Raw genomic sequence first — 16,395 nt, forward strand, 5'->3', positions numbered from 1 at the left:
AGAGGGGTATGAAAGTTTGAAACTCGTAATTTTCACTCCCACTCTTTTCAAGAGGTAACTTAAGTGTCCATGTTATTGCTTAGGCTACCTCCAAACAAATATCTTACAGAATGTCAATACTAACACTAGATTTAGGGAAACAAACCGGATGGGCTATTCTACATGATGGAATAGTTCAAAGTGGCAGTGAGAGTTTTCATACTAGTCGTTTTAGTGGAGGTGGCATGGTATTTCTAAATTTTCGTAAGTGGTTGAATGAAATGAAAGAAAAATTTCCAAGTATTGAAACAGTTTATTTTGAGGAAGTGAGAAGACACCTTGGAACTGATGCAGCGCATTGTTATGGTGGTTTTCTTGCAGTTCTCTCTGCTTGGTGTGAAGAGAATCATATTCCCTATCAGAGTGTTCCTGTTAAGACTATAAAACGCTTTATCACAGGCAAAGGCAATGCAAGTAAGAGTGAAGTTATTGAAGCGGTACGTGAAAAAGGTTTTTCACCTAGAGATGATAATCAAGCAGATGCTTTAGCTTTGATGTGCTATGTTATGGATTTTAGTAAAGATATTAATAAGATGAAAAATCCATAAAAAGTGGGTCCTTTCGGCTATACTGGCGGGTTTGGTGGTGCTGACCTCAGGCCTTCTTTAGCGTCAGAGATATTTTGAATATTAACTTTTTAATTATTAAGATATGAATTTAGCAATCCACTACTATCCTACTCGAAACCTAGTTGAATATGAGCGTAATCCTCGTAAAAATGACGATGTAGTAAACAAAATGTGTGCTTCAATTAGGGAATTTGGCTTTCGTATTCCAATAGTTGCAAAAAGCGATGGTACTGTGGTTGATGGTCATTTAAGACTCAAAGCAGCAAGAAAACTTGGTATGGAGAGTATTCCAGTAGTCCTCAGTGATAATTTAAATGAATCACAAACCAAAGCTTTTCGGTTACTGGCCAATCAATCAGCTAATTGGGCAAAGTGGGACGATGATCTTTTGAGAGTGGAAATTCAAGAATTAGAAGATTTGCAGTTTGACCTTAAAATGACTGGATTTGAATTGGAAAAAGTTCAACATTTCCTTGATGATTTAGATAGTGAAAAAGAAGATTTTTCTGACTTGGTTGGTGATGAAAAAAGGGTAGAAATAACAAAACCAGGTGATCTTTGGATTTTAGGTGATCATCGAATCTATTGTGGTGATAGCTCTGTAGTTGAATCATATAAAGCGCTGTTAGATGATAAAATGGCAGACATTACTGTTTGTGATCCTCCATATAACGTTGATTATGGTAGCAGTCAAGAAAGAGAGGATAAAAAGATACTAAACGATAATCAAGGTGAAAAGTATGAGCTTTTTCTCTATGATATTTGTACTCATATTTTAGCATACACTAAAGGTGCAATTTACATCTGTGCATCATCATCAGAGTTTTCAACGTTGCAAAAAGCATTTGAGGAAGCGGGAGGAAAATGGTCAACTTTTATCATTTGGGCGAAGAATCACTTTACGCTAGGAAGATCAGATTATCAAAGACAATACGAAGCAATGCTCTATGGATGGAAAAGCGGCAATAAACGTGAGTGGCATGGAGGTAGAAATCAAAGTGATCTGTGGTTTTATGATAAGCCAACGCACAATACACTACATCCAACGATGAAGCCAGTAGAGCTAATGGAGAGAGCAATAGTAAACAGCAGCAGACCAGGAGACATAGTACTTGATCCATTTAGTGGTTCTGGTAGCACACTAATTGCATGTGAAAGAACAGGAAGAATTTGCAGAACAATAGAGCTAGATTCAAAATTTGTAGATGTAACCATAAAACGTTGGCAAATATACACAGGTAGGAAGGCAATTCTTTCTGGTACTGACAAAACTTTTGCACAAATTCAAGAAGAAAAACAGCAATAAAGGGGCAAAAAAAGTGGAAAAGATTACACAAACGGAATGGGCAAAAGAACTAGGAGTTTCAAAGCAATATGTCTGTTATTTAGTAAAAAAAGGAATAGTTGAGTTGGAGGATGGTTTGATCAATAGAGAACAAGCAAATGAAGCAGTAGCGGCAATAAGAGATCCAAGTCAGCCACTGAGGAGGAAAAATCCAGAAAACGAAAATACAAGTAACCTTTCCACGATGTTGCTAAAAACTAGAATAAAAAATGAAATGGAACGAGGTAAACTTCTTGAGGCAAAAGCTAAGGCTGAGATAGGAGAACTTGTCTCAGTAGAAGAAGTAGAAACTGAAGCATTTAATGTAGCAAGAGTTGTCCGTAATAATTTGCTTAATATTCCAAATAGGGTTTCAGCGCTACTTGCATCACTGAGTGATACTGAAAAGATTCATATGGCGCTAACTGAAGAGATTACAAACTCATTACAAGAATTATCTAATACTAAATTTCAAATATAAAAAAGATTTTGAATATAAAATGGCTAAGTTTAGAGTTAATAAAGTGTCTAATCAATCAACCAGGATTAGATGTTAATGTTAGAGGATTAAATGGAAAAACCCCACTACATTGCGCTATAGAATTTGACGAATTAAGTATGGTAGATCTGTTACTCACGAAAAAGAACATTAATCCTTTTATAGAAGATAATGATGGTAAAACATCTCTTGATTACGCCAAAGAAGGGAAAAAAGCAGAAATATTACAAGCGCTAATCAACAATAAATACGGATCAGAGCAAGATAGTTTACTTCATTTAGCTGCAATGATAGGTGAAGTTAATGCAGTTAGATATTTGATAGGAAAAGGTGTTGACGTTAATGTACGAAATGCTCTGCATCATACGCCATTACATCTAGCAGCAGGCATAGGACATGCAGAAGTTGTAAAGATTTTGATAAGAGAAGGAAATGCTGAAATTGATGTCTTTGATGCACGGAATCAGACACCAATGCACTATGCAGTTAATAACAAAAAATTGGAGATAGTAAAGTTACTGCTAAAGCTTGGAGCAGATGTAAATAGCACGCGCATGGGACAAAACTCAATGAAATTGTTACCTATTCATATAGCTGTAAGTAATACTAATTACGATGAAAGAGATCTGTGTTTGGATATCCTCAAATGCTTAATAAGGGAGCCTAATGCTCAAGTCAATTTGCAAGACTACGAAAATAAAACACCACTACATTACGCTGAAAGACTTAAAACAATAGAGGTCTTACTAACGCGAGAAGATATAGATCCATTGGTAAAAGACGATAGTGGCAAAACACCATTTGATTACGCTAAACCTGAGATAAAGAAGGCTTTGATGAGTAATAAATACGGTTCTGAAAAGAATAGTCTACTCCATTTAGCTGCACAAAGAGGAGAAATTGAGATTGTAGATGCAATTTTAAGAGAAGAAATCGATATTGATATTGTAAATAATAAAGGTTTATCACCGGTTTACCTTGCTGCGGAAAAAGGGCATTTACATGTAGTAAAGTTATTGCTGAAAAAAGGAGCAAATTATACACCTGTTTTACATTTAGCAATTAAATCAAACAATTTAGAGTTACTTAAAGTTTTATTTACTGAAAAAAATGGTGCATTGATCTGCAGAGATACCGTTATTAATTTTCCAACCCTTCATAATAAATATATAGCACAGAGAGAAATAGCAGATAAAAGGATGAAAAAACATAATAATATTATCTGCATCTGTATTACAGTTAGCGCAGTAGCAATGGCAGCATATATAGGTTTAACGGTAACAGCAATAAGCAGTGCAATCATTTTTGCAACAATAACAGGGGTATTTGCGCTTGTTATAGCAATAATGATAAGTGAGATGAGCAAAAGATATATAGAAAAAGAGTTTCAGAAAAAGATGTTTATGGAACTGGAAGAGTGTAGTTCTACTGTTAATGATGTTGAAATAGAACCAATTATGAGTAGATGCAGACAATGATATACGCTAGAGCTTTTTCTGAAGGTTTAAGACCAGATCCAGAGCTTAAAGTATCAGAGTGGGCGAATGAGTATCGAGTTTTAGCGCCAACTGCAGCATCAGAGCCAGGGAAATGGAGAACGGAAAGAACTCCTTATTTAAAAGAAATCATGGATTCACTTTCTCCGTCCTCACCAACAGAAAAAGTAGTATTCATGAAAGGAGCGCAGATTGGGGGAACAGAAGCTGGTAACAATTGGATTGGCTACATCATAGATCAGACTCCTGGTCCAATGCTGGTAGTACAGCCAACAGTTGAAATGGGAAAACGTTGGTCAAAAGGAAGATTTGCGCCGTTAATAGAGAGTACGCCATGTTTAAAGAGTAAAGTAAAAGACCCAAGATCAAGAGATTCAGGGAATACTGTACAAAGCAAGGAATTTCCAGGTGGAATAGTAGTAATAACCGGAGCAAATAGCAGTGTAGGTCTCAGGTCCATGCCAGTAAAATATCTCTTTCTTGATGAAATAGATGCCTATCCAGGAGATTCAGGTGGTGAAGGAGATCCAGTGCTGCTCAGTATTGCTCGAACTAATACATTTGCACGGCGAAAGATTTTTTTAGTATCAACGCCAACGATTCATGGAATAAGCAGAATTGAGAAAGAATTTGAAGCAACAGATAAGAGATATTTTTTTGTACCATGTCCGCATTGTAATTATTACCAAATATTAAAATGGTCACAAATAAAATGGGAGAATAATGATTCAAAAACAGCACATTATATCTGCACTGAATGTAGCGGCAAAATAGAAAATCATCAGAAGACAGAGATGCTTGATCGTGGAGAATGGAGGCCTACTAATAGAGTAAAGGGTGAGAAAAAAGGATTTCATCTTTCAAGTCTTTATAGTCCAGTTGGCTGGTATAGCTGGCAACAAGCAGTAGAGGATTTTCTGCATGCAAAAGAAAGTGAACAATTACTGAAAGTTTGGATAAATACTACGCTTGGAGAAACTTGGGTAGATAAAGGAGAAGTACCAGACTGGAAGCAATTATTTAACAGAAGAGAATTTTTTCAGATTGGCACAGTACCAAAAGGCGAAGTAGTTCTCACAGCAGGAGTTGATGTCCAAAAAGATCGTTTAGAAGTAGAAGTTGTAGCCTGGGGAAAAAGCCGCGAAAGTTGGTCCATAGACTACCAGGTATTTGAAGGTGATACTGGAGGAGGAGAAGTATGGGGAAAACTCTCTGAGCTGTTAAATCATCATTTTATCGGTGAAAATGGTCTTGAATACATGATAAGCATGATGGCGGTTGATGCTGGGTATGCGACACAAGAAGTATACAACTGGGTAAGAGGTCATCAAGGATCTGGAAGAGTAATGGCAGTCAAAGGTGTAAATAAAGCCCTAGTGCCACTGAGCAGCCCAAGTAGAGTAGATATAACAGTTGGTGGTCAAAAGCTAAAAAGAGGAATAAAGCTCTGGCCAGTAGGAGTATCGATATTAAAGTCAGAGCTTTTTCAGCTACTTAATGTTTTAAAAAACGGGGAAAAAGAAAAAGTGCCAGCAGGATATTGTCATTTTCCGGAGTATGCACCTGAATATTTTAAGCAGCTAACGGCAGAGCAATTAGTCAGCAAAGTAGTAAAAGGTTATACCAAACAAGAGTGGCAAAAGGTAAGAGAAAGAAATGAAGTACTAGATTGCCGAATTTACGCAAGAGCAGCATCAATAGCACTTGGGATTGATCGTTGGCCAGAGAGTAAATGGAATAGTTTAAGTGGAAAAATAGAAAGTAAAAAACCTAAGAAAGTAAGACAGAGTAAGTGGCTGGAAAATGTATAACGAAGAGTATTTAGTTCAAGTCGAAGAAGCGATAAAGAAGCTGCAAAACGGAGAGCGAGTAGTATCAATTGCATATGGTGACCATGTAGTGAGATATGCTGAAGTTCAGATAAATGATTTACTAAACTTAAGACAACGTATTAAAGCTGAGCTAAAGATTGTTGGAATGAAACCGAAGAGAAAGATTGTTTTTTCAACGAGTAAAGGGATCATATAATGATAAAAATCGTTAAAAGGAACCGTATGACAAAAATTATAGCAAAAGAATATACAGAATTTTTAGAGCAGCTCAAAGAACAGATTGCTACTAGTCGTTATAAAGCAGCACTAGCAGTAAATAGCAAACTCATTGTGCTTTATCACTATATTGGTACAGAGATCTTAAGGCGCCAAAAAGAACATGGTTGGGGTGCTAAAATCATAGATCAGCTAAGTAAGGATTTGAGAAGCGCATTTCCAGAAATGAAGGGATTTAGTGCTAGGAATCTTACTTATATGCGTCAATTTGCTGCAGAATATCAAGATACTGAATTTACGCAGCAGGTTGCTGCACAATTGCCTTGGTTTCATATTGTAGTTATTTTAGATAAAGTAAAAGATCCAAAAGAAAGACTATTTTATTTTCAAAAAGCTATAGAGCACGGTTGGTCACGTAGTATAATGGTGATGCAAATCGAACGTGAATTGCACAAACGTCAAGGAAAAGCTGTTACTAACTTCAAAGATAAGTTACCTTCTCCCCAGTCAGATTTAGCACATTATACATTAAAAGATCCATATATTTTTGATTTTTTGAGTATAGGAGATGACGCTCATGAAAGAGAAGTAGAAAAAGGTCTTGTAGGCCATGTAGAGAAGTTTTTGCTTGAGCTAGGGGAAGGATTTGCATTTGTAGGTAGGCAATTTCACTTAGATGTTGGAAATAAAGACTTCTATATTGATTTATTGTTTTACCATTTAAAGTTACGTTGCTTTGTAGTAATTGAGCTAAAAGACAAAGATTTCAAGCCAGAATATGCAGGTAAAATGAATTTTTATCTTTCAGCCGTTGATGATTTACTAAAGCACGAGACAGATCAACCATCTATAGGATTAATTTTATGCAAGTCAAAGGATAACGTGCTAGCTAAGTATACACTGAAAGACATAAATAAACCGATAGGGTTGGCAGAATATAAAATTACTGAAAATCTACCAGAGAATGTAAAGACAGCCTTGCCAACAATAGAAGAGCTAGAGGCTGAATTATTGAAAATTTCAGATAAGGAAAAGTAATGCTATTAAAGTCATTTAAACAATTATTCCACAAGCCAAAGATAAAAAGCTCAGCGTGGGATGGAGCAGGCTCAGGAAGAAGATTTTTTCACTTTCAACCAGAGTTAGGAAGTATAAACAATTTGCTGTCTCAAAACCTTGAAACTTTACGTAGCCGCTCTCGTGACATGGTGAGAAAAAATCCATATGCAGCAAATATCATTGATACTATAGTAAGTAACTCTATTGGAACAGGAATAAAACCACAATCAAAGGCAAGAGATGCAAAATTTCGAAAGAAGGTGCAGGAATTATGGCTAAGATGGACAGATGAAGCAGATAGCTGTGGAATAAGTGATTTTTATGGATTACAAGCTCTGGTATGCAGAAGTATGATAGAGGGAGGAGAATGTTTTGTACGTTTAAGAACGAGAAAGCTGGAGGATGGATTTTCTGTACCATTGCAACTTCAAGTATTGGAATCAGAACATTTAGATAATAAAACAAATCAAACTTTAGGAAATGGTAATGTAATAAGAAATGGGATTGAGTTTAACAGGCTTGGTCAAAGAGAAGCTTATTACTTATTTAAAGAACACCCTGGTGAAGGCTCGTTTGGTGAATCAGTGAGAGTGCCAGCAAATGATGTTTTACATATTTATAGACCATTAAGACCTGGGCAAATCAGAGGGGAGCCTTGGCTTTCTAATATACTGCTGAAGCTTTATGAGCTTGATCAATATGATGATGCAGAGCTGGTGAGAAAGAAAACTGCAGCAATGTTTGCTGGATTTATTACAAGACTCGATCCAGAAGCAAATATCATGGGAGAAGGTGAAGCAAGTGAGCAAGGAGTAGCATTATCTGGCCTAGAACCTGGAACAATGCAGCTTTTAGACCCAGGAGAAGACATAAAATTTTCAGAGCCGTCAGATGTTGGAGGAAGTTATGAAGCATTCATGAGACAGCAGCTGAGGGCAATAGCAATAGGTACAGGGATAACATATGAGCAACTAACAGGAGATTTAACCGGTGTTAATTACTCATCAATCAGAGCTGGATTAATAGAGTTTCGTCGTCGATGCGCTATGCTGCAACACAACATTATGGTATTTCAATTTTGCAGACCAGTATGGAGTAGATGGCTAGAACTTGCCACTTTATCTGGAGAGCTTTCTACAACAGATAATCAAGTATTTAAAGATGTAAAATGGATACCACAGGGATTTGATTGGGTAGATCCACTGAAAGACCAGCAAGCACAGCAAATGGCAGTAAGGAATGGATTTAAGAGTCGATCGGAAGTAGTATCAGAAATGGGTTACGATGTTGAAGAAATAGATCAAGAAATAGCAGAAGATCAAAAGCGTGCTGATTCTCTCAACCTTTTCTTTGATTCTGATGTCAGGACACAAACAAAATAAATCTCGTTTACTTTATGGAAATTTTACAAACCAACTGGCTATGTAGGCCGATGATGATAGAGCAAAAAAGCTTTGACCTGTTGTCACTATATAACGGAAAACAACCTATCTTGAAAAATATAAAACATGCAGTAAATCAGAATATAGAAAAAACAGCAGTAATAGCAATACATGGAATTTTGACCAAAAAACCAGGGGCTTTTGACGATTTTCTGGGAATGACATCATATGAGAAAATTCAAGAAGAAATAGAAGAAGCATTATCAAACAAAGATATAGAAACTATTCTGCTTGATATAGATAGCTCCGGAGGAGAGGTAAACGGTATATTTGACCTAGCTGACTTTATTTATGAATCAAGAGCAAAAAAGAGGATAATAGCGATAGCAAATGATGATGCATACTCTGCTGCATATGCTATAGCCTCTAGCGCTGAGAAGGTATTTGTGAGCAGAACTTCTGGTGTTGGCAGTATAGGAGTAATAGCAAGTCATATAGATCAAAGTGGGTTTGATGAAAAATGTGGAATAAAATACACAACTATTTTTACAGGCAAGAGAAAGAATGATTTAAATCCACATGAGCCTATTAACTCTGAAGGTTTAAAAAGTTTGAGAGAGGAAATAGATCGTTTATATGAGATGTTCGTCCAGCTAATAGCACGGAATCGAAATCTTTCTATAGAAGCAATCAAATCAACGGAAGCAGGGCTATATTTTGGGGAGAAAGCAGTAGAAATAGGCCTTGCAGACGGAATGACAATTCTTTCATCTATTAATAAAAACAGGAGTATTACTATGAATGAACAAACTACAACTGACCTAGAAACTGATAATTTAACTAATAAAATCAAAAATGACAGTTATCATGCTGAAGTTCTTGAATTAATACGTTTATGCAACTTATCACGAATGCCAGAGAAAATAGGAGAATTTATAGAGCAGAATGTTAGCAGCAAACAAGCACAAGAAATATTAATGTCGATACTTGCAGAACGAACAATGAAGACTGAAATTTTAAGCACATTACCACAGAATTCGTCAGAAGATTTAATGATGCAGGTAGCAAGAAGTCGTGCACAATCTGGCATTTAGAATATTCATAGTATAACAAAAGTAAAAAATAAAGGGGAAAAGCAGAATGAGTACTATAACAGAACAAAATAACCTTGGGGATCTTCTGAAATACGAAGTTTCAAATCTATATTCAAGAGACCAAATAACAGTAGCTAAAGGTCAAAATCTTAAGCTTGGTGCAGTAGTTGCCAAAAAGACGGAAGATGGTTTTATTAGAGTCCTTAATCCCACTGGAACAGACGGCACACAAACAGCAATAGGTGCAATAGTAAGTGATGTAAATGCGACAGAAAATGCCAAAGCAGTAATTATTACTCGTGGTGCAATACTAGCAGATCATGCAGTTGTGTGGCCAGCAAATATCACTGAAGAACAGAAAGCTGAAGCAATAAAGCAACTTGAAGCACGAGGGATCATTATCCGCAAGGGAGCTTAAAAAAACTATTAAAAACACAAAAGGGGAAAATAAAAAATGCAAAATCCATTTACAAATACAGCATTTAGCATGACGGCACTAACAAATGCGATGAATATATTGCCGATAAATTATGGACGAGTTGAAAATTTAAATTTATTTCCAAGTAAGTCAGTAAGATTTAGACATATTACGATAGAAGAACACAACGGAGTATTAAGTTTATTACCAACACAAATACCAGGAGCACCAGCAACAGTAGGAAAAAGAGGAAAAAGAAAAGTAAGAACATTTACAATTCCACATATTCCGCATGATGATGTAGTACTGCCAGAAGAAGTGCAAGGAATAAGGGCATTTGGATCAGAGAGTGAACTTAAAGCGCTGGCAGATGTAATAACCGATCATTTGCAATTGATGAGGAACAAACATGCAATAACATTAGAGCATTTGCGAATGGGAGCGCTAAAGGGAATCATTCTTGATGCTGACGGGTCAGAATTATTAAATCTGTACAACGAATTTGAAATAACACCAAAAATAGTAAATTTTGCCCTTGGAACAGCAACAACAGATGTCAAGCGTAAGTGTATGGAAGTACTCCGGCATATAGAAGATAATCTAAGTGGTGAATATATGACAGGAGTACATGCCTTGGTAAGCCCTGAGTTTTTTGATGCACTCACTTCGCATAGTAAAGTAAAAGAAGCATATGAAAGATGGCAAGAAGGAGCAGCGCTTCGGAATGATATGAGGTCAGGATTTACGTTTTGTGGAATAACATTTGAGGAATATAGAGGGCAAGCAACTGATCCTGAAGGAACCGTGAGAAGATTTATTGAGAAAGATACAGGGCACTGTTTTCCAGTAGGAACAGCGAGCACATTTACAACATACTTTGCTCCAGCAGATTTTAATGAAACGGTAAACACTCTCGGACAGCCATTATATGCAAAACAAGAGCCAAGAAGATTTGATAGAGGAACTGATTTACATACGCAGTCGAATCCATTGCCAATGTGCCACAGACCAGGAACATTAGTAAAAGTCGCTATAGCATAACAATACTGGTAGAGCAACTACAAAGCGGTAAGAACTCTACCACTATGACCCTTCTTAGCATATTTATAAGGACTTAATGCATAAAAATGCAAGAAAATATTAAGCGATTATTGAAAGATTGTCTTATCCATTTAGGGGAGTTAGCTTTATATGAGTCAAAGGATAAGTCATATATGGTACAAGTATTAAAGCAAGAGCCAGATAAATTATACGAGATTGGTGAAGGACAATTTGTGGAAGAAACTTTAGCGTTAGAAGTAAGTGCGTTTGATGGTGCGTCCAGAGAAGGTAAGTATGTTCAGTAGGAGTCAAACCTACCAGGATAAGAGTCGGAGTCCTGTAGCTTGGGTAGCAGTATGGAGGGAAACCAAGATACTGAAGCCTACCGACAACGTTATCGTAAGGATAAAGGCGAGTTATCGGGCCATAACGGAAGTGAACACATAGGTGGCCTCGAAAACACAGTACTGAAGGCCGAACCAGCCGTCAAATGGTGAAGGCAGTACAGAAGGTTGAAAAACGACTGATACAACTGTTCTACTTCAGCGGGGTGATAGTGATGGCACGATAACAAGGACATACAAAACAACTGGAGAAGCCCTCCTCATCCCAAGGAGAAATATCTTGGAGAGGTAGGTTCTATAACTGGAAACAGGAAATGAACCGAAGATGAAAGGGTGGCGGATGGGTGCGTAGTAGCGAAGAAGTGAGGTAATGCTCATGGAGCAAAGGTACCCTACTAGTAGAAATCTTTTAACAAAAGGGAGGTAAAGGTAAAATGATAAAAATGCCAATAAAATTACAAGACCTGAGAAGAAAGATATATACCAAAGCGAAGGCAGAACCGGAATGGCGATTCTGGGGAATCTATGTTCATGTTTGCAAAATGGAAACACTGAAAGAAGCCTACAAGCTAACAAAGAGGAGTAATGGGGCACCAGGAATTGACAGAGTGACATTCGAATTGATAGAAGCAGAAGGCTTAGAAAAGTATCTCCAACAAATAAGATATGAACTAATAACCAAGACCTATAGCCCAAATAGGAACCGGAGAAAGGAAATACCAAAAGCTGGGGGAAAACTCAGAGCATTGAACATACCCTGCATCCGTGATAGAATAGTGCAAAGTGCACTAAAGCTAATAATTGAACCAATATTCGAATCTGACTTTCAGGACGGATCATATGGATATAGACCTAAGAGAAAAGCGCATGAAGCAATAAAAAGGGTAGAGAAAGCAGCAATCAAAGACAATACAAAAGCTATTGACATAGATCTGAAATCCTACTTTGATAATGTGCGACATCATATTCTTATGGAAAAGATTGCCAAGAGAATAAATGATAAAGAAATCATGCACTTGATCAAGCTAATCCTCAAGATGGGAGGAAAACGAGGAATAGCGCAAGGATCAACGATTTCGCCGTTATTGAGCAATATATACCTCAATGAGGTATATAAAATGCTAGAGAAAGCAAAAGAGGTGACCAAAGAAGGAAAATATCAACATATAGAATACGCAAGATGGGCAGACGATTTAGTAATACTGATAGATAGACACCCAAAATGGGAATGGCTGGAAAAGTCAGTATACAAAAGGTTACAAGAGGAATTAGCAAAAATAGAAGTAGAAGTAAATGAAGAAAAGACAAAAGTTGTTAACCTAAAAGAAGGGGAAAAGTTCAGCTTTCTAGGATTCAATTTTCGAGAGAAAATTACAAAACAAGGAAAATGGACGGTAGAAACAACACCACAGATGAAAGCACGAACAAACCTACTTCACAAGTTGAAGGAAGTATTTCGTTGGCATAAATCGCAACCAATAGAGAGAGTGATTCATATCATTAATCCGATATTGAGAGGGTGGATAAACTATTTTAGGATTGGAAACTCAAGTCGAAGCTTTCACTACGTGAAGCATTGGGTAGAGAAGAAAATAAGACGCAATTTAATGAAAGCCAGAAAAGCAAGAAAAGGATTTGGCTGGAAGAGGTGGAGTAGAGAATGGATATATAAAACCCTGGGTCTATATTCGGACTACAGAATAAGATATTACATTCCGAAAGCATCACCAGCACAATATGTTATAAATTTTGGTAAAGAATCTACTAGGAAAGCGTAGTGCGGGAAAACTGCATGCTGCGTTTGATGAGGCGGGAGCTGGAAACGTGAATATGGGAATTTTGGATTGAGGCCCAACATGAAAATAATGGATCAGCCACCAAACCCTAAAGAGGCGCGCCAGTTCTCGACCCTACTGTTAAAGCCAATTGTAGGAGATGTTTTTGTTATAGGTGATCGAAGATATAAAGTACACTCACCGCCACTTAGAGACAAGTCTGGAATAACGTGGAAAATCAAAGCATCTGGAGTGTAAAATGTCTATTCATATAGAAGTTGAGGTAATAGAAAGTGTAAATGCTAAAAGAAGAAAAATAAAATTAGCAATGGTAAAGGCATTAAACAAAACGGCATTATGGTTAAAATCGCAAGCTGCGCGAGAAATCAGTGAGGAAAAGAAGGTAAAATTAAGTTTGATAAGAAAGAGATTAAGAATTTTTAAAGCAAGAACAAGCAGATTAGAAGTGTTAATTAGAGCAAATCTCTACGACATTAGAGCATCGACAATTGGCAAAATACAAAAAACAAGAAGGGGATCGAAAGTAGGAAAGCATGAGTTTATAGGAGGATTTGCAGCAGTTATGCCAAAAGGAAATAGCGGTATTTTTAAACGTGAAGGAAGAGCAGCATTGCCAATAAAGGAAGTTAAATTGTCACTCGAACCTGAGGCTTCAAGGATAGTAGGGAATCTTGTTAATTATGAAGTTGAGAAAGTCTTTACAAAATTTTTGAACGTCAATTGAGCTATAAAGGATGAATTTGAAAGATTTACATGATAAAATTTGTACCACGCTGAAGAGAGAAATACCAGCAATTCAAACTTGTGAAATTTATCCATCGATAAGAAAAGAATTATTAGCGCCAGCGTTATTTGTAGAGCTTGTGAGTTTAGAATCGGGAAAAGATCCAGGAACAGAGGAATTAGCGCTGAAAGCAAGATTTGAAGCACGAATTGTGATTGATAGCACAATAGAAAATGCAGCTATTATTGTCAGAACATTAGCAGCAGAAGTAGCAAGAGTAGTAAATAAAAACACTTGGAACGTGAAAAATGTTTCACCAGGAGAATTTATATCAGGAGGAGGAGATGACTTTAGACCAGAGCTCGATGCATATTTAGTGTGGATGGTTGATTGGAGTCATCAGCTTCATTTAGGTAAATCAGTATGGGAAGAGGGGAAAATTAAGCCACATAAAATAGCAGTAGGAGAAATGCATGTTGGAAAATAATTTTGCCATTGCAGAGTTACAGAGAAAAGTAGCGAATATCATTCGTATAGGAGTTGTAAAAGAAGTAGATTATGAAAAAGCAAAAGTAAGAGTGAAAATAGGAGAATTTTTAACAGATTATTTACCGTGGATAACAAGTAAAGCAGGAAAAGATAGAAATTGGTCTTCACCAGGTATCGATGAACAAGTTGTGGTATTTTCTCCTTTTGGTGAACTATCATTAGGAGTGGTATTAGGAGGAATATATCAGAAAAAATACCCTGCACCAGAGAATAAAAAAGAAATAAATAGTATGAAGTTTCAAGATGGAACAAGATTGTTATATGATAAGGGAAAACATCATTTAGAGATTGAAGTAGTAGACAAAATAACACTGAAAGCTGGGGGATCAAGTATAGAAATGACAAAAAGTGGAATAAAACTGAAAGCAGAAAGGATCGACTTAAATTGAACAAAGGAATAGTGAGGTTAGGAGACTACTGTGGAGAAGCTATACCACATTTCTGCATTAGCGGAAGTAATAATGTTTTTGTAAACGGTAAGTCAATATGTAGACAAGGAGAAAGTTTTAGTGAAGGAAAAGTAATGATTCAAGGATCAAAAACAGTGTTTGCAAATGGTCTTAGTGTAGGAAGAGTAGGAGATATAGTTTCATGTGGTTTTAAAGTAATAAAAGGCAGTGAAAGCGTTTTTGCAAAATAGAAATGAAGGGTATGGATGCTAAAACAGGAAAAGCGTTAGAAGGAATAGAGCACTTAAAGCAATCTGTCGTAGATATTTTAACTACTCCTATTAATAGCAGAGTAATGAGGAGAGATTATGGGTCAAGATTATTTGAATTGGTGGATAAGCCAATAAATAGAGATTTAACACTTGAGATATATGCAGCAACTGCAGAAGCTTTGGAAAAATGGGAAAAGAGGTTGAAACTGGAAAAAGTAAAGATGACAGAGGTGAAAGAAGGAAAAGTAACGCTTGACCTAGAAGGATTATACGTACCAAGTGGGAAAAACATTCGCTTTGATGGAGTCGTAGTATAAAGATGCAGCAGACTAACATTATTGAGCCACTGAACTTCGAAGAAATTCTGTCTCGGATGAGGGAAGAGTTGGTGAAGCGTGACGCAAGTTTTACAGCATTAGTTGAAAGTGATCCGGCGATAAAGATTTTAGAAGTAGCAGCATGGAGAGAACTTTTGCTTAGAGAAAGAATAAATGAAGCAGTAAAGAGTAACTTACTTAAATTTGCGACAGGAGAAGATCTTGATAATTTAGCTGAGTTTTATGGAGTGGAGAGGCAAAAAGAAGAAGAGGACGAACGATTTAGAAAGAGGGTAAAAGCAAAAGTAAAAGGCTGGAGCACATGTGGGAGCAAGGAGTATTATAGGTATTATGCACTGTCAGCAGATAGTAGAGTAAAAGATGCACTAGTGGAATCACCTATACCAGGGAAAGTACAAATTTCAATCTTATCAACAAAATTATCCATAACTGGCATAGTGTCAGAAGAGCTACTAGAAATTGTAAAAAAGCAGGTTACTAGAGATGATATAAGGGTTTTAACCGATACAGTAACAGTGATAGGTTGCAATATTACGGAAGTAGATATCCACAGCAGAATGAGCATAAGTCCTTTAATATCAGAGGAAGAAATCAAGAAGCAGTTTATTGAGAAGTTTGAATTAGCAAAAAGATTAGGATGGAATGTAACAAGATCTTGGATAATAGCAAACCTATTTGTAGAGGGTGTAGAGAATGTAGAATTAATCGAGCCAAGAGAGGATGTTGTGGTTCTGGGGAATGAGTGTGCAGTGCTTGGCTACGTCAAGTTAGATAGGATTTAAAACGTATTTTTTTTGTTTTGTGCCAGTGAGGGGATTGCGTGCAATAAGTGGTTTAAGGTTTACTGGATCCAATGTTAGGGAGACGAAAGTATTGATTTTCTTCCAGAAGTTGTAACTTGTTTTTTAAAGTATGGATAATATGGTCAAATATTATGGAGAGTGTTTTCGATATTAAGAACATCTTTATTTTTCTGCAATGATCTCTTGCTTACTCATAAGCTACCTAAATAAA

The 16,395-nt window shown here is 36.7% G+C and carries 19 protein-coding genes and 1 pseudogene; all 20 read left to right on the top strand.

What is annotated here, in order from left to right:
• Positions 1–110 precede the first annotated feature (110 nt).
• Entirely contained in the window at positions 111–587 is a 477-nt protein-coding gene (locus AAGD65_RS03330; RefSeq protein ID WP_341811026.1) for a Holliday junction resolvase, read from the top strand.
• 103 nt (positions 588–690) lie between these two features.
• Entirely contained in the window at positions 691–1,914 is a 1,224-nt protein-coding gene (locus AAGD65_RS03335; protein ID WP_341810851.1) for a DNA modification methylase, read from the top strand.
• 13 nt (positions 1,915–1,927) lie between these two features.
• A complete protein-coding gene (locus AAGD65_RS03340) occupies positions 1,928–2,413 on the top strand; it encodes a hypothetical protein (RefSeq protein ID WP_264376378.1) in 486 nt (161 codons plus the stop codon).
• Between the two features lie 14 nt (positions 2,414–2,427).
• Complete coding sequence (locus AAGD65_RS03345) at positions 2,428–3,909, top strand: ankyrin repeat domain-containing protein (protein WP_410542124.1); 1,482 nt, start codon at positions 2,428–2,430, stop codon at positions 3,907–3,909.
• Positions 3,906–5,738 carry a phage terminase large subunit family protein gene (locus AAGD65_RS03350; protein WP_341810853.1) on the top strand — a complete coding sequence of 611 codons (1,833 nt, stop codon included), beginning with the start codon at positions 3,906–3,908 and terminating at the stop codon, positions 5,736–5,738. The genes AAGD65_RS03345 and AAGD65_RS03350 overlap by 4 nt, the downstream gene beginning before the upstream one ends.
• Positions 5,731–5,955, top strand: a complete 225-nt coding sequence (locus AAGD65_RS03355) for a gpW family head-tail joining protein (protein WP_007302777.1) — start codon at positions 5,731–5,733, stop codon at positions 5,953–5,955. The genes AAGD65_RS03350 and AAGD65_RS03355 overlap by 8 nt, the downstream gene beginning before the upstream one ends.
• A 26-nt stretch (positions 5,956–5,981) precedes the next feature.
• Positions 5,982–7,013 (top strand): YhcG family protein, encoded by a 1,032-nt coding sequence (locus AAGD65_RS03360; protein ID WP_341810854.1) that lies wholly within the window; start codon positions 5,982–5,984, stop codon positions 7,011–7,013.
• Complete coding sequence (locus tag AAGD65_RS03365) at positions 7,013–8,416, top strand: phage portal protein (RefSeq protein ID WP_341810855.1); 1,404 nt, start codon at positions 7,013–7,015, stop codon at positions 8,414–8,416. Before AAGD65_RS03360 ends, AAGD65_RS03365 begins: the two co-directional genes overlap by 1 nt.
• 14 nt (positions 8,417–8,430) lie before the next feature.
• Positions 8,431–9,510 (top strand): S49 family peptidase, encoded by a 1,080-nt coding sequence (locus AAGD65_RS03370; protein WP_264687030.1) that lies wholly within the window; start codon positions 8,431–8,433, stop codon positions 9,508–9,510.
• A 46-nt stretch (positions 9,511–9,556) separates the two neighbouring features.
• Positions 9,557–9,928 carry a head decoration protein gene (locus AAGD65_RS03375; protein WP_262986461.1) on the top strand — a complete coding sequence of 124 codons (372 nt, stop codon included), beginning with the start codon at positions 9,557–9,559 and terminating at the stop codon, positions 9,926–9,928.
• 36 nt (positions 9,929–9,964) lie between these two features.
• Positions 9,965–10,969, top strand: a complete 1,005-nt coding sequence (locus tag AAGD65_RS03380) for a major capsid protein (RefSeq protein WP_341810856.1) — start codon at positions 9,965–9,967, stop codon at positions 10,967–10,969.
• Positions 10,970–11,055: 86 nt separating this feature from the next.
• Positions 11,056–11,241, top strand: a pseudogene (locus AAGD65_RS03385) (hypothetical protein); the annotation flags it as partial.
• Positions 11,242–11,747: 506 nt separating this feature from the next.
• Positions 11,748–13,091 (top strand): group II intron reverse transcriptase/maturase, encoded by a 1,344-nt coding sequence (gene ltrA / locus AAGD65_RS03390; RefSeq protein ID WP_341810857.1) that lies wholly within the window; start codon positions 11,748–11,750, stop codon positions 13,089–13,091.
• A gap of 78 nt (positions 13,092–13,169) precedes the next feature.
• Positions 13,170–13,346: a hypothetical protein gene (locus tag AAGD65_RS03395; protein WP_264376337.1), complete on the top strand. Its 177-nt coding sequence runs from the start codon at positions 13,170–13,172 to the stop codon at positions 13,344–13,346.
• Position 13,347: 1 nt separating this feature from the next.
• A complete protein-coding gene (locus tag AAGD65_RS03400; RefSeq protein WP_341810858.1) occupies positions 13,348–13,833 on the top strand; it encodes a phage tail protein in 486 nt (161 codons plus the stop codon).
• A gap of 10 nt (positions 13,834–13,843) precedes the next feature.
• A complete protein-coding gene (locus AAGD65_RS03405) occupies positions 13,844–14,320 on the top strand; it encodes a hypothetical protein (protein ID WP_341810859.1) in 477 nt (158 codons plus the stop codon).
• Complete coding sequence (locus AAGD65_RS03410; RefSeq protein ID WP_341810860.1) at positions 14,307–14,771, top strand: phage baseplate assembly protein V; 465 nt, start codon at positions 14,307–14,309, stop codon at positions 14,769–14,771. Before AAGD65_RS03405 ends, AAGD65_RS03410 begins: the two co-directional genes overlap by 14 nt.
• The gene (locus AAGD65_RS03415; protein ID WP_012481797.1) at positions 14,768–15,022 is read left to right on the top strand and encodes a PAAR domain-containing protein; all 255 of its coding nucleotides are present in this window, start codon (positions 14,768–14,770) and stop codon (positions 15,020–15,022) included. Before AAGD65_RS03410 ends, AAGD65_RS03415 begins: the two co-directional genes overlap by 4 nt.
• A gap of 2 nt (positions 15,023–15,024) precedes the next feature.
• The gene (locus AAGD65_RS03420; protein ID WP_341810861.1) at positions 15,025–15,360 is read left to right on the top strand and encodes a GPW/gp25 family protein; all 336 of its coding nucleotides are present in this window, start codon (positions 15,025–15,027) and stop codon (positions 15,358–15,360) included.
• 2 nt (positions 15,361–15,362) lie between these two features.
• Positions 15,363–16,163, top strand: coding sequence for a baseplate J/gp47 family protein (locus AAGD65_RS03425; protein WP_341810862.1), 801 nt, complete (start codon positions 15,363–15,365; stop codon positions 16,161–16,163).
• Positions 16,164–16,395 lie beyond the last annotated feature (232 nt).

The organism is Wolbachia endosymbiont (group B) of Chesias legatella, from assembly GCF_964026945.1.
In the GTDB taxonomy this organism is placed as follows: Bacteria; Pseudomonadota; Alphaproteobacteria; order Rickettsiales; family Anaplasmataceae; genus Wolbachia.